Source organism: Mesorhizobium sp. YR577 (assembly GCF_900116595.1).
Classification (GTDB): Bacteria; Pseudomonadota; Alphaproteobacteria; order Rhizobiales; family Rhizobiaceae; genus Mesorhizobium_M.
In genome coordinates this window covers 173,017-186,719 of sequence record NZ_FPBI01000008.1, presented here as the reverse complement: position 1 = coordinate 186,719, position 13,703 = coordinate 173,017, and the positions used below count along the sequence as shown (strand labels likewise).

The window sequence follows — 13,703 nt, the reverse complement described above, 5'->3', positions numbered from 1 at the left end:
AGCTACTCCGTCGCCGAGAGGCCAAGAGTGGCTGCAAAGTCGGCGAATTTCCGACCGTCCTCGGTCGAAGCGCCCAAAGCGGACAAACCGCGATTGAACGCTGTGCGCGCATCATCCTTTTTGCCAAGCACGAGATACGAGCGCACAAGCCGCATCCAGCCTTCCGGATCGTTCGGATTCTCGCGCAGCTTTTCGTCCAACCCTGCCACCATGGTTTCGATCATGGCGGTCCGGTCCGTCGGCGACATGGAAGCCACGGCATCGATCTCGGTCTGGGTCGGGCCTGTGGAGGGCTTTTGTGGACCAGCTTCCGCCAGACGCTTCCTGGTCTCGGCCAGTGCCTGTTCCGTGGGGCTTCGCCAGGGCGAGTCACCGGGAAGGAGCGCCAGCATGGCCTCCCAGGCCTTGGCGGCCTCCGTCATCTTGCCATCCTGAACCAGCGCTGTGGCCAGATAAAAGCTTGCTTTCGGTTGTGTAGGCTCAAGTTTCAGCGCCCGTTCGAAAGCACGCTGCGCGTCTGAAGATACAATGCCCTCACCGGCATCGGTAATCGCCTCGCCCAACCCTGCTTCACGCGTTGCGGTAGAGCCTTCCAGCCGGATAGCATTGCGGTAGGCCGTGGCGGCTTCATCGAAACGGCCGAGCCTCAGATAGACCGGCGCCAACACGTCCCAACCGCGTCCATCCTGCGGATTGGCAGCGAGATGGCCTTCTGCCCGCGCGATGAGTTCGTCAACCGAACCGTCCGCCGGGTTCTGCGCCAGCCTCTCCTGCAGCGGCTGGGACGGGACATCCGGCGACCCGATGGCCGCATAGAGCCCCCAACTTATCAATGGAATTGCAAGGACGGCCACACCGCCGAGTACCCGACCGCTCGTCGCAAAGCGCGGAACAGAGCCGCCTTCGCCGCCACTGCCGGCCCGGATGATCCTGCGCGCGATCTCGGCGCGAGCCTGTTCCGCGTCCGCGGGAGCGATCAGACCCCTTGCCATATCCCGGTCGAGTTCCGAGAGCTGATCCCTGTAAACTTCGAGATCATGCTCATTGCCGCCGGAATCGCCCTTCGGCCGGCTAGCAAGCGGCAATAAAACCGCAAGGCTAGCACCGAGCGTGAGCAGGGCTGCAACGATCCAGAACATCATGCACTCTTAATAGACGCCACCAGATTCCATGCCAACATCATCCGCCTGCGGCGGATTAGCGTCCAACCCTACCTTATGCCAACAAGCCGAAAGGGGCGTCAGGTCAGCGGCGTCCAGCTGCCATCGGTGTTTCGGCAGGCCGTCCCACGCGCGGTTCGGGTCTGGCCGGAGGCATAGACCGTATGGGTATACTGTCGGCAATCCTGCGATCCAACGCGATAGGGCTGCGCCGCGACCACCTGACCCGAGAAACCCGATCGCTCGCTTTTCCATGAAACGGGCTGGCCACTTTGTGTGTATTCAAGCGCCTTGTATTCGGCTTCGAGCGCGCTTCGACGATCCCGATCGTCCATGCCTGCGCCGGCCGAGCCGCCAATCAGTCCATTGCCCATCGCAGCGAGGATTGTCGAGGCGACTTTTCCATTTGCCGAACCGGCCTGATTTCCGGTTACGCCGCCCACGATAGCGCCGGCGGCGGCGCCCACTTTCGTGTCGGACAAACCGGTCGTCGTGCACCCCGAGACGGCAAGCAGTCCGGCAACCAGTGTCACGCGAAATTTCATGCTTACCACCAGCTCCGAATTTGCAACCATGATCAAGGGCTTGGACGTTGCGTTAGTGTTGATATTTGGCCGAAATTTGGCCGCTTGCCTATGGCCGAACGGCGCATTCTTCCTATTGCACACTGCGAAGTTGAACAATCGCACTAAGACCGCCCATTGCAGACCGCTCGAGCATGAGCTTGCCGCTGTATTCGTTGACGAGATCCGCAACGATCGCAAGGCCCAAACCCGAGCCTGGCTTAGTTTCGTCGAGACGCCGACCGCGTTTTAGCGCTTCGCGCGCCTTTTCCTCGGGTATACCCGGTCCATCGTCCTCGATCGTTATCGAGAACATGCCCACCGCATCCTCGCCGTGGGCTACCTGGTCAACCGACACGCGCACAGTGCTATTTGCCCATTTCATGGCATTTTCCAGCAGATTGCCGACGATTTCCTCCAAGTCTTCACGTTCACCGCCGAATACGATTTCAGATGACGGTTCCACGAGCGTAAGCTGGTTCTCCGGCTTCAGCTTCTCCATCACTCGCACCAACCGGTGCAAAATCGGGGAAATGGGCGTCCGGTAGACGACGCTGTCGCGCTGCGCCGCCACACGAGCGCGCTGGAGATAGTGATCGACCTGGCTTTGCATGGCTGTTGCCTGGTCGGAGATGAGCTTTCCCTTCTTGCCGCCCAGAGCCCGCCCCTCATTGATGAGTACGGCAAGAGGCGTTTTCAGCGAATGTGCCAGATTTCCGACCTGAGTGCGCGATCGCTCGACGATGCGCCGATTGTTGTCGATGAGCGCATTGGTTTCGTTGGCCAGCGGCTCGATCTCGGCAGGAAACTTGCCGTCCAGCCTCTGGGCGGTCCCCTCACGCACCATAGCCAGCGCCTCACGAACCCGGCCAAGCGGTCTCAGGCCCAAAAGAATCGCGATCGCATTGATGGCGATCATCCCCACGCCAAACAGCGAGAGATAGGTTAGGAGACGTCGTTCGAAGACGCCGATCTCATCTTCCAGTTCCGTCCGGTTCCCCATGACGCGAAAGCGCGCGATCCGATTCTTTGCATCGAGCACGAACTCGCTTTCAAACACTTCGAGATCTTCGCCGGCGATGCCCTTGGTTTCGTAATTGCGCTGGAAGCTGGAGTTGAACGGAACCTCTTCGGCAGTCGGCGACGGAATCGGCTCCGTCATCGACAGCGAACGAAGCGAACCGCTCAGGCCAGGTGAGGCTGGCTCGACCACCCAGTACCAGCCCGAATTTGGTTCGGAAAATCTGAGATCGCCGAGATCAGGGCCACCGGTCAGCACGCCGGGCTCCGACACGCCAACAGACCCGATCAGGTTGAAGAGATGGGCGGACAAAAGGCTCTCGAAACCCCGTTCGCTCGTCTGTTGATAGAGCGTGGCGATCACCGTGTAGATGGCAATGAGAGCAAGAACCGCCCAGATGGTTGAAAAGGCGACGACGCGAAATGCCAGCGAGCGGGGTCCGACGGTCATCTGATATGTCCGCCGGACAAAATCGATGGCTGGAGACGTTCGGGCCTCACACGCTGGGCTCACGCATGCGATAGCCCATACCCCGCACCGTCTCGATCATGTCGATGCCCATCTTCTTGCGAAGCCGGCCGACGAACACCTCGATCGTATTGGAATCCCGATCGAAATCCTGATCATACAGATGCTCCACCAGTTCGGTGCGTGAAACAACCTCGCCCATGTGATGCATGAGATAGGCAAGCAGCCTGAATTCGTGGGAGGTCAATTTGAGTGGCACGCCGTTGACGTCCGCTTTCGAGGCTTTTGTATCGAGCCGCAACGGACCGCATGTCAATTCCGAGGAAGCATGGCCCGCGGCCCTGCGAATGAGCGCACGCACGCGCGCCAGGATTTCCTCGATATGGAAGGGCTTCGTCACATAGTCGTCGGCCCCTGCGTCGATGCCGGAAACCTTGTCGCTCCAGCGGTCGCGCGCCGTGAGAATAAGCACAGGCATCTTGCGGCCGTTTCGCCGCCAGCGTTCGACCACGCTGATCCCATCCATCTGCGGCAGACCGATATCGAGCACGACAGCGTCATAAGGTTCGGTATCACCGAGGAAATGCCCTTCCTCACCGTCGAATGCCGTGTCGACGACATATCCGGCATCGCTGAGCGCCTCTGACACCTGACGGTTCAGGTCCTTGTCATCTTCTACGACCAGTATGCGCATGATTTTATTCGCCTGTTACCGCAAACGGGGGTCAGATATAGGCCGATTCCAAGCTGTGGGGAAACAACGCAAACCGGAACTCAGTTCTGCGGAACGACGAACTCGGAACGTCGCGGCCGCTCGCCATCCTTGCCAGGCACCAGGACGACGATCACGCAGACAGCCTGACCGCCGCGGGTTGCCGAGCTCGCTTTGGCAAGCGTGCCGCCGTTTTGAGCGGCGACCTGCTGGCCGATCGAATAGCAATCGGCAGCAGCCATGATCAGCGGCTGTTCATCGGAAAATTCGTCCGCTCCTGCCGGGAGAGAGAATACCCCCGACAACAATACGCCTGAGGCGCTGAGCGCCAGGGCAGCAGACCGGAATTTTGAGCGAAGCGTTTTCATGCGTGTCGTTCTACCCAATGACTGCTGAACGTGAAATGAACGATAGATCAGCAGTATTGGAGCAGGCTGGCAAGCCTGCGACGATCCCTGTCGTTTCAGCCGATCCGGTCCGTAGCCGACAGCCGCGCAATAATGGCAATAATGCCCGCCAGCCCTGTAACAACCTGAAGTATAGTGTCCGTCAGGACAGCCTGATCGGCATCGTCGACAGAAAGACCAATCAGCCCGGCCGTTGCGGCCATAACGGTGATCACAGACGCCCAGATCGTGCGCGAGAGATACCAAGGTTTGCTTTCGTTCATCGCTTGTTTCTTTCCTTTCAGGAGAAATGGAACACTAATTCAGCACAAACCGCCGGCTGGCCGGGATGCCCCAACCAACGGCTACGCTGAGTTGCCTCACGGTCACGTCGATCTCGACGGCCGCGGAACCCAGATCCGATGCGATGGAAGTTGCCTGATAAAGCCACCTCGGCTCCGAAACGGTCACGGTGCGAAGCGCAACCCCGTTCGGCCGGGCGATCTCGATCTGATATTCTTCACGTTCTTCGCCGAGCGGGATTTCACTTGCCGACCAGCTATCGGCATCGATGCGGCCCCGCCGTATCCATGAAATCGAGAGGTCGCCATTTGTCCTTCGTGTCGCGCGCAGATGGACCGGCGATAGCGGTAACTGCGCGCGCAAACCTCCGGTTGCCGATTGCGTTACAAAACTGGCGCTCGAAAAATCCGTTCCCACAGGCCCGACACGCCAGTTGAGAGGAAGGCCGATTTCGCTGGCCAACAGGCCCCCTGCCTGAACCGCATCGTCCAGCATGACAAAACTGGCGCCGGCAGCGGCACCGGCCATCATCGCGTCGTTCGTTCCCAACTGACCGCGCAACAGATCGCCAAGCCGCCAGACATCGGGAGCTATTTCTTCTGCCGTCCGGAACTGCACGATTTCCCAGACGCCGGCCGTCGATCTGATTGCTGCTGCGTTCGCGCCGTTCAGATACTGAAGGGAGCTGACGCTCGCCACTTCCGCATCGAACAATTCCACGACGAGGGAGCCGACCTGATCGACGCGTCCCTCAAATCCTGGCGTCAGCGCCTCGACCAAACGGCCGACATCTGCCGGGCGGGAAACCGATGCACGTTGTACGAAGCCCGTCTCTTCCGGGGATACGAAAACCAACTGGCTCTTCCAAGGCTTTTGCCAGACAGCGACCTTGAACTGATCTTGAGGCAGACCGCCGGACAAGGCGGGCAAATCGAGGAATTCCACATGTGGCAGGCCAACGAGTTGCGCAAGCACCGGCTTTGCTTCGATCTTTGCTGATTGCCACGGCGCGGGGGCCGAGCGCACTATCTGCCGCGCAGCAACCTTGCGGACCAAACCCTCCTCTATTCCTGTGACCAGAAATTCAGAGCCGCCGGCCAAGGACGGCAGACGCACGATTGCGCCCGGAACAATGTCCACCGTTTGCGCGGCAACAGCGAAAGTCACGGTCTCACGTTCGCACCAGACACGCCGCATCCAGTCTGCCAGAAGCGCCTGGCCCTGCCCTTTTTCCAGCACGCCCGGGAACGAAACGGTCTGCAGGCGGCTGCCCGGTGCGCCGAAACGAACGGTTCTGACGGATGCCGCCTGATACTCCGTCAAAGGGTCTCGAAATGCGAGGATGCCTTCAACCGGCAGTTCATGGTCGGGCACGCGAACGGTTTCAACCATGGCATCGCCATAGTTCCAGACCAATTCATCGATCTCAATCGACCCGGAAACCTGCGAACCGGCGCTTCGAAAGACGAGCCGATCGGGCTCTTCGGTGACAGAAAGATCAAAGAGTTCGATGATCGGCTCCAGCGCTGAGCGCGCCGTAGTCGGATCGGAGATGACATAGCCATGAACCGTACCATCTGCGTCCGAGACCTCGGCAGGCGGAAGACCATGATCCCTAAGTATCTGGTTCACCAGTGCGCCAACGCCCGGGCTTTGAAGCCGCCCATTCAGCCAATGGCCACGCTGCCAGTTGTCGCCATCTCTCCAGATATCGGTGCGAAGCGGGAACGCCGGAAATGGCCGTGCATCCCACGCCCATAGATACATGCGCGCCGGATCGACCATGCGCCCGCCATAGACGGGGGAGACCGGGTTCCAATCGTCGATGAAATCCAGCCCTGCCGGGTCCCAATGCCGAAAGTGAGCATCCAGAAACCGTTTCTGCGCCAGATCAGACCGGCCGCCATTTGAAAAATACGGCTCCGCGGTTTCAGCCGATTTCGGATCCGGAAAGACATTCGGCTGGTTCGGCCCCTTGTCCACGGCAGGGCAGCCGAGTTCGGTAAACCAGATCGGCTTCGAACAGGGCACCCAACCGGTCGGCGCCGGGACCTCCTGTCCCGCCACGCGATCGTAATGCGGATTGCTCCACCAGCTTACCAAATCCTTGTATCGGTAGACCCACGGCTTTCCGTAGGCTCCATCCGTAATCGACGAGCGGTCACGCAGCTTTCGAGCGCCATCAGACACATAATACCAGTCGTAGCCCTCGCCGCCGGCTATCGCGCCGCTCATGCCGCCTTCGTCATAAGGCCCTGAAAAACCGTCAGGATTTTGCGAGGAATAGTCTGAATCATGCCAGTCGGAGAGTGGCATGTAGTTGTCTATGCCGATTGCATCGATAGCCGGATGCGCCCACAAGGCGTCCAGATGAAAGCAGACGTCACCGCTGCCGTCGGCCGGGTGATGGCCAAAATATTCGCTCCAGTCGGCGCCGTAGGTGATGGCGGTATCAGGGCCCAGGATTTCGCGCGCATCGGCGGCCAGCGCGCACAGTGCCTCGACGAACGGGAATTGGCCTTCTCCATCGCGCAGCGTGGTCAGTCCGCGCAACTCGGTTCCGATCAGGAAAGCATCGACCCCGCCGGCAGCCCGCGCCAGATGCGCGAAGTGAAGCACGAAACGGCGATAGCCCCAGTCATCCGCCGATCCCGAAAACAGGATCGTTCCATCTGAAGCGGCGAACTGATTTCTCTGTGCGCCGCCGCAGAATGCCGACACCTGCGTACGTGCCGCCATCGTCTTGTCGGCGGCCCCCGGTCGCATAGCAGCCGGATTGGCTGTAATCCTGCCGCGCCATGGGTAGCTGGCCTGAGCAGCATCTCCATAAGGATCTGGCAACGTGTTTCCGGCCGCAATGTCCATCATGATGAACGGATAGAGCGTCACTTTCAGGCCGCGCGCCTTGATCTCGCGGATCGCGGATATGATGCTCCGGTCGGACGGCGTGCCACCATAGGCAGCGCTGCCGTCAACCGAAGATACAAGCATCGCAGCGTCGCGACCGACGCCCGAGGCTCTCCAGCTTTGGGAAAAGCCTGCAGAAAGCCGGCTGGTCACGCCCGGGCGAACCTTGCAATTCCCGGCCCGCAGATCATCGCCATACCAAGTGGCAACCAGAGCCACGCGCTCGAGATTTGGGCATAGCATCTGGAGTTCGTCCAGCGATGCCGCCAGATTCGTGCCGGCATGGAGAATATGGCGATTCTCGGCCTCAGTCTCGCCGGGCCTTTTCTGACGCGTCACCAGTTCCGCTGAAAGGCCGTATTCGGTCGCCCCAGGAATGAGCGAGATGGCGCGAACGTTTCTGGCCGTATTCCCGACCGGCCGCAGGATTTCGAATTGGAGCTGCGGTATCCGGTTGCCGTATTCGCCAAGCGCAAAGCGATCGATCACGACATAGGCAAGACCGCGGTAGGCCGGCGCATTGCCGCTGCCCTGCTTGGCTTCTATCAGCGGATCGACGGGTTGATCCTCGGTTCCGCGATAAATCCTGATCTCAAAATTGTTTCGGTCTATTTCGCGGCCATCCGCCCAGATACGGCGAACACCAGCGATTTCACCTTCGCACAGCGCAAAGGCGACATTGGCGAAATAGGAATACTCCGTGACGCGCGCGCCGCCCTTGGAGCCTTGGCGCTTCGTCGAACGGGTTTCCTCGAAATGCGTCGCCCAGATCAAGGTACCGCCCAGACGGGCCGCGCCATAGACGCGTGGGATCGAGGCCCCCTCCTCTGCCGTAAACGCGCGCGCGCCCGTCAGGCGCGGTCCTTCGACGTGGCGGGTGCTGTCGATCAAGGCCCGGTCGATGGCATAGCCGGCCAGGGCACCAGCGGCCGATCCAATCGCGCTTCCGACAGGACCGAGCGCGCCGCCAAGAAACGCCCCGGCGGCTTGCAGCAGAATGGTCGCCATTAAGGCCTCCGGAGCTCAGTTTGTCTTGGGATATTCGGGAAGGCGAACACGCCGGCGATGCGGCGTCTCCACTGCGGCACCAGTGCCGAAACGACCACCGCGCTGCCTTGATAAGCGTGAATGAAACGATCCGGTTCGAGCAGAATTCCCGCGTGCTTTGCCGGCAGATGCGGACGCCAGCGAAACAGGATCAAATCACCCGCCGCAAGCTCATCCGCTGCTTTTTCAGGGCAATGCCGTCGTGTCGCCAAGAGCAGCAAGTCTTGCTCACCCGCCTCCGCCCAGTCCGGAGCATAGGCACCGGGTAGCTCCGGCTCCATCCCGTAAATCTCGCGCCAGACCTCGAGGACCAGGCCGAGGCAATCGCAGCCCACGCCCTTGCGCCGGCCCTGATGGCGATAAGGCGTGCCGAGCCAGCTTCGCGCCTCGGCCAGAATTGCCGCCGATATCTCTCCAGGGCTCATGGTACGACTGGACGTCCATCGAACTGGCCGCCCTCCGTGACATAGCCATAGGCGGCGTCATTGCCCGGAAGATGCGGAAATCCTCGGAAATTCAGCGAGTTCGAGAACTTTACCTTACAGGTCGCGAAGGTCTTGTCGCAGCCGGCCTTGATCGAAAAGCCGTCGCCTGAGCCGATGGCAGGGCCGTTTACGGGTCGTAACATCAACACGATACCGCGTATGTCGCGGCGATGATCAGCCACGCGATCGGTTTGTCCGGCTCGCGTACCGCCCGTCCAGGTCAGGACGCCATGGGAGAACCAGCCAGCTTCGAATGCTTCAAGTCCGGAAACCACAATCGTATCGGCACCATCCAGGGACATTACCGTGCCTGCTGCGCCGTAGCCGGGTCGGTTGAGGTGAAATTTGCAGCGCGCATCGCCCAATTCAGCGTCGCAGGAACGGGTCACGTAGCGCCCGTTCGGCTGATCCAGCGCATGCGTCATGCTTTCCAGCTCGGCGACAAAACGCTGGTCGCTGCGGGTGATCTTTCCGATCGTCGCCGTACGCAGCAAGGCAAAATTGCCGGGCTCGCGCCAATCGACGAGAAAAGTCTCGACTTTCGCGCGATCATAAAGTCCTGCGGCGACATCATCATCGCTGATAAGCGCGGACGAAAGCGCGCCCTCGATATCGACCGTATCGACGGCCAGTCCGATTGTTTTTCTCGCTTCGCTCGCGCTGAAACCCGATTCAGGCTCAAACGAAGTTCCATCGAAGCGCAAAGCACGGTCATGGTCGGTGTAGCCGGTGACCTGTCCATCGACCCGAGTCATCCGCCAACAGTTGCAGACGGTGGTGATGTCGCGCGACAAATGCTCGGCAAGAGCTTGCGGATAGGCGTTCAAAGCTGCACCTCGATCAACGGAATGGACGGTATCTGCCCCGCCTTGAAGGCCGTCAGGCTCATCGACATGCGCTCTATGTCGAACCGCACAGGAACGTCGAACTCGTAGCCGGCTGTGACTGCAGCCCCAAATGGGGGGATCGCATTTGCAGCAAAGACGATCTCGCCTGTTTCATCATCGAAGGCAAAGGATCCTGCCGATACCTCGACGCCACCAACGGCAACCTTCAACGTGCCCGGCGCGGGCTTTCGCACGAAGCGAAGATAAGCCTCGTCGCCGGTCCCATAGCGTTTCACCAGCGCATATCGAGCCGTCGCACCGTCGCCGCTTCCCAATGCCTGATCTCGCGCCGACGGCGTATCGGCCGGACAGCAGGATTTCATGTCGAAGGGGTCGCGAAAACGAAACGCGTGCAGCGACCCGCGTCTGGCTTCGAAGAAAACCAGCACGTCGTGAAGGTCCTCCAGCGATCTTACGCCGGTCCCAGCGTCGTAGTGATGCCGTGACTGCGAGAACCGGGCATTGCGTTTTTCGCGGCCAGAGGTCAGTGCGACAATCTCATTGCGTCTTTCGGGTCCGCCGGTCGCACCGAAGGAGATCGCAAGCGGAAACCGCACATCGTGAAAACCGGAAAGTTCCGTCATGCTCGTCCTCAAAAGGTTCTTGTGCCGCGCGATACGGCACGCGCCAGCATGCCGGTTATCTGCGCTTCGGATTTACGGAACGAGGCCGCGTCCTGAACCGTGACATTGAACACCACGTTGACCGGCGAGCCGCCTCCCGAAGCCGCGACCCCCAGCCGCCCATCGGCCGATCTCTGCAGCGGCAGGATCGCCTCCGATCCCGCCTCTCCCATCAGGCCGATATTGCGGCCCATCGGAAAATAGCTGGGCGTGGAAACCACGCCACCGCTGGCGAACGGCACCACATGACCGGGAACGCCGCCCTTGGCGAAGGGCAAAATCCCGCCAAGTCCGCCGAGCAGTCCCGAAAACAGTGATCCAGCCAGCGATTGAAGCGGCTTCAATCCTTGCTCAAGCGCCATCCCGGCCAGGTTCAACCCGACGCGGCGCAGAACATCGTCGAGTTCCCGGCCGTTGATCGCGGCATTTTTCAGCGCTCCCGTCAGCTGGGTGCCGAAGCGGTCCGACATTTTCTCCAGATTTTCGAGCGCCGTCTGGAAGGGTGTCGTGTCGGCATTTATCGAGACGATCACGTCTTCGGCCATGCTTCCTCCTGTAAGGATTTGTCGGGAAAGGCGCGCATGAGTGACACAAGATCACTGCGTCGCGGCGCAGCGCCCTTGCTCGGAGACAGCGCGCTGATCGCGCGTTCAAACTCGCGGGGCGTCATCGACCAGAATGTCTTTGGAGAAAGCCGCAGCAGGCCGAAACCCATGGCCATGACGTGGTCCCACGGGAATTCGCTTTGTTCTGCCGCTGCGGCCTTCAAGGGTTTGGCGAAGGCTCACCCTCTGCGGTGCCGAATGTCGCGGTCAGCAAGTCGGACACGATTGCTGCAAAGCCTGTCGCGCCGTTTGCTGCCTGCATTCCACCGACGTCATCGTCCGATATGTCGTGGCCAGCACCACGCAATCCAGCTCCGATGATACGGATCATGTCGAGCGCCGACAGGCGCCCGCGGGAAAACCGCTCGACCAGCGCGCCGAGATCGTCGGCCGCATAGGCAGCTTCCAGTTCCGCCAGCGCCCCGAGCGTCAGGCACAGCCGATATGTCTTGCCGTCGAGTTCTGCAGCGATCTCGCCGCGCCTTCGGTTTACCGTCATGGCATCACCGTGAAGCTGACCGGCCCCGCGGATTCGAGAGACATTTCGAAAGTCACTTCACCGTCGTGGCTGCCGGTATATTCGAGCGAGGTGATCTGGAACGCTCCCTGGACAGTCCCGAAATCCGGGACCAGAAACTGCCAGCTGGAGATTTCACCAGCGAAGAAACGCTGCCGGATGGTCGCGTCGGACTGCGCATCCTTGAAAATCCCCGAGCCGCCGATTGAGGCCCGCTGCACGCCGCTGCCGGCAAGCAATTCCCGCCAGCGTCCCGCAGAATCAGAATCGGTGATATCGACGGTCTCGCTGTTGAAGGCGATACGCTTCGACCTCAGGCCGGCAACCGTGACGAAACTGCCCGTTCCATTGGAGTCGAGCTTGAGAAGAAGGTCCTTGCCCTTCTGTGCGACCATGGTGGTCTCCTGATTTTTTGTTGGAAGTGTGCGGCCGCGCCGGAGCGCGAATACTCAGGCCGCTTCTTCGGTCACCGCGCGATAGCGCAGCAAGCCGTGATGGACCGAAAGGTCCTCGTCATATCGCGCCTCGGCGAATTCGAGGCGCATGTTCACAAGGTGATGTTCGTCGAGCGCAAGGGAACCGCCGTCCAGACACGCCCGCGCAGCTTCCATGACATCGAGCGTTTCCTTCTTGCCCTTGGCCTTCGACCAGACATGCAGCGTAAAAAGCTGCTCGGTTCCGCTTTCGGTTCCGGTGCTCCAGTCGTAGATGCTTGTGCGCCCGAAGGTGATGTAGGGAAACGCGATATTGGCCGGAGCATGATCGTAGATCTTGCCGCCGCCGAGAAGCACCGTCAGGGCCGGGTCGCCGCCGAGCGCGACAAAAATCGCCTTCTGCAATTCAGCGGCTGGTGCGGTCATCGTCCTGGTCCCCCATCCTTCGAGCCGCGCGATCGGGGATATCCTCTCCGGTCAACGCAGTTCGCGGTTGCGTACGGTAGCGGCGTTCGGCGTTCTCCGCCAGATCGTGCGCCTTCCAGCGCAGGGAACGCAAAAGGCCGTCGAGCGTCATTGCCATCGCCACTTTCATCGCCCCTCCTCCCGTACCCTGCATACCTGATATCGGCCGGTCTCGTCGGGATCATGAACGGTGACGATTTCGAACACGCGCTCCTGCCTGACGAAGCGCATGCCGCTTGCCACGCCGTCGCGCCGCCTGATCGTGACACGATGGGTCACCGTCTCCAGTGACTGCCCGGCGCCGAAGACGCTTTGTGCCCCCACCGGCTCGACCATAGCAAAGACAGAGGCAATCTCGGACCAGGTCTCGCCATGCCCGCCCAGACCATCAGACGTTACAACGCATTCCTGCAACGCCAGCTCGGTCCTCAGTCGGCCCGGGTCGATAAAGGTTGCGTTCATCACAGCCTCCGCTCGCGATAGCCGGCAATCAGCCGGTCGTAGCCCGCCGGATAGGAAACCGGCTGATCTGCCGCCCCGTAGCTGGCGCGAAACTCGTACCAGTGGGTAACCAGCATCATGACCGCGCGCTTCAACAGGTCCGGCACGTCCGTCCCGGCCTCGCCGAAACCAGCAGAAAAATCGATCTCGATGCCGTTCATCGCCCGCATCGGCTCGGGACGCCGTTCGAAATGAATACGCGCGGGCCGCGAAAGCGTGTCGACCTGATAGTCCGCCGGATCGACCAGCGAAGCTTCTCCTTCACTGCCGAAGACCGTCACGGAAAGGATTTCCTGCACCGGATAGCGCGCCAGCACCACGCGACCGCTGCGCGGCCAGCGATCCATGGCCAATCGCCAGCTCTGGCTGATCATCGCAACGCCGGTTACCCGCTCGACATCCTCGCGTGCCGCCTTGATCAACCCGGACAGCAACTCATCTTCGGTGTCGTGCGATAGGCGCAGATGGCTTTTCACCGCCGTCAGCGTCACCGGTTCGACGGCCGGATCGACCGTTCGGAAAAGCGTCATTTGCGCACCTCGTTTTCGGATTTCAAAAAGAAAACGGCCCCGGCTGGAGGAACCGGGGCCGCCGCGACAATGCGATCGGCGAGAGGGGG

The 13,703-nt window shown here is 60.7% G+C and carries 18 protein-coding genes; all 18 read right to left on the bottom strand.

The window, feature by feature from the left end; translation table 11 throughout:
* Positions 1-2: 2 nt before the first annotated feature.
* Positions 3-1,142 (bottom strand): c-type cytochrome biogenesis protein CcmI, encoded by a 1,140-nt coding sequence (gene ccmI, locus BM413_RS13770; RefSeq protein WP_091913900.1) that lies wholly within the window; start codon positions 1,140-1,142, stop codon positions 3-5.
* 98 nt (positions 1,143-1,240) lie between these two features.
* Positions 1,241-1,705 carry an RT0821/Lpp0805 family surface protein gene (locus BM413_RS13765; RefSeq protein WP_091914084.1) on the bottom strand — a complete coding sequence of 155 codons (465 nt, stop codon included), beginning with the start codon at positions 1,703-1,705 and terminating at the stop codon, positions 1,241-1,243.
* A gap of 112 nt (positions 1,706-1,817) precedes the next feature.
* Positions 1,818-3,194: an ATP-binding protein gene (locus BM413_RS13760; protein WP_091913899.1), complete on the bottom strand. Its 1,377-nt coding sequence runs from the start codon at positions 3,192-3,194 to the stop codon at positions 1,818-1,820.
* A 46-nt stretch (positions 3,195-3,240) separates the two neighbouring features.
* Positions 3,241-3,906, bottom strand: a complete 666-nt coding sequence (locus BM413_RS13755; RefSeq protein WP_091913898.1) for a response regulator transcription factor — start codon at positions 3,904-3,906, stop codon at positions 3,241-3,243.
* Positions 3,907-3,986: 80 nt separating this feature from the next.
* The gene (locus BM413_RS13750; RefSeq protein WP_091913897.1) at positions 3,987-4,292 is read right to left on the bottom strand and encodes a hypothetical protein; all 306 of its coding nucleotides are present in this window, start codon (positions 4,290-4,292) and stop codon (positions 3,987-3,989) included.
* A gap of 95 nt (positions 4,293-4,387) precedes the next feature.
* Positions 4,388-4,594, bottom strand: a complete 207-nt coding sequence (locus BM413_RS13745; RefSeq protein ID WP_091913896.1) for a hypothetical protein — start codon at positions 4,592-4,594, stop codon at positions 4,388-4,390.
* A gap of 34 nt (positions 4,595-4,628) precedes the next feature.
* Complete coding sequence (locus tag BM413_RS13740) at positions 4,629-8,528, bottom strand: baseplate multidomain protein megatron (protein ID WP_091913895.1); 3,900 nt, start codon at positions 8,526-8,528, stop codon at positions 4,629-4,631.
* Positions 8,528-8,992, bottom strand: a complete 465-nt coding sequence (locus tag BM413_RS13735; protein WP_091913894.1) for an NlpC/P60 family protein — start codon at positions 8,990-8,992, stop codon at positions 8,528-8,530. Before BM413_RS13735 ends, BM413_RS13740 begins: the two co-directional genes overlap by 1 nt.
* Positions 8,989-9,879 (bottom strand): DUF2163 domain-containing protein, encoded by an 891-nt coding sequence (locus BM413_RS13730; protein WP_091913893.1) that lies wholly within the window; start codon positions 9,877-9,879, stop codon positions 8,989-8,991. The genes BM413_RS13735 and BM413_RS13730 overlap by 4 nt, the downstream gene beginning before the upstream one ends.
* Positions 9,876-10,523, bottom strand: coding sequence for a DUF2460 domain-containing protein (locus tag BM413_RS13725; RefSeq protein WP_091913892.1), 648 nt, complete (start codon positions 10,521-10,523; stop codon positions 9,876-9,878). Before BM413_RS13725 ends, BM413_RS13730 begins: the two co-directional genes overlap by 4 nt.
* 8 nt (positions 10,524-10,531) lie before the next feature.
* Positions 10,532-11,107: a phage tail tape measure protein gene (locus tag BM413_RS13720; protein WP_091913891.1), complete on the bottom strand. Its 576-nt coding sequence runs from the start codon at positions 11,105-11,107 to the stop codon at positions 10,532-10,534.
* A complete protein-coding gene (locus tag BM413_RS13715) occupies positions 11,092-11,331 on the bottom strand; it encodes a rcc01693 family protein (protein WP_091913890.1) in 240 nt (79 codons plus the stop codon). Before BM413_RS13715 ends, BM413_RS13720 begins: the two co-directional genes overlap by 16 nt.
* Positions 11,328-11,666 carry a gene transfer agent family protein gene (locus tag BM413_RS13710; protein WP_091913889.1) on the bottom strand — a complete coding sequence of 113 codons (339 nt, stop codon included), beginning with the start codon at positions 11,664-11,666 and terminating at the stop codon, positions 11,328-11,330. The genes BM413_RS13715 and BM413_RS13710 overlap by 4 nt, the downstream gene beginning before the upstream one ends.
* Positions 11,663-12,079, bottom strand: coding sequence for a phage major tail protein, TP901-1 family (locus BM413_RS13705; protein WP_091913888.1), 417 nt, complete (start codon positions 12,077-12,079; stop codon positions 11,663-11,665). Before BM413_RS13705 ends, BM413_RS13710 begins: the two co-directional genes overlap by 4 nt.
* Positions 12,080-12,133: 54 nt before the next feature.
* On the bottom strand, positions 12,134-12,544 hold the full coding sequence (locus BM413_RS13700) for a DUF3168 domain-containing protein (RefSeq protein WP_091913887.1): 411 nt from the start codon (positions 12,542-12,544) through the stop codon (positions 12,134-12,136).
* Positions 12,525-12,713: a hypothetical protein gene (locus tag BM413_RS13695; protein WP_091913886.1), complete on the bottom strand. Its 189-nt coding sequence runs from the start codon at positions 12,711-12,713 to the stop codon at positions 12,525-12,527. Before BM413_RS13695 ends, BM413_RS13700 begins: the two co-directional genes overlap by 20 nt.
* Positions 12,710-13,045 carry a phage head closure protein gene (locus tag BM413_RS13690; protein ID WP_091913885.1) on the bottom strand — a complete coding sequence of 112 codons (336 nt, stop codon included), beginning with the start codon at positions 13,043-13,045 and terminating at the stop codon, positions 12,710-12,712. Before BM413_RS13690 ends, BM413_RS13695 begins: the two co-directional genes overlap by 4 nt.
* Entirely contained in the window at positions 13,045-13,614 is a 570-nt protein-coding gene (locus BM413_RS13685) for a head-tail connector protein (RefSeq protein ID WP_091913884.1), read from the bottom strand. Before BM413_RS13685 ends, BM413_RS13690 begins: the two co-directional genes overlap by 1 nt.
* Positions 13,615-13,703: the final 89 nt, after the last annotated feature.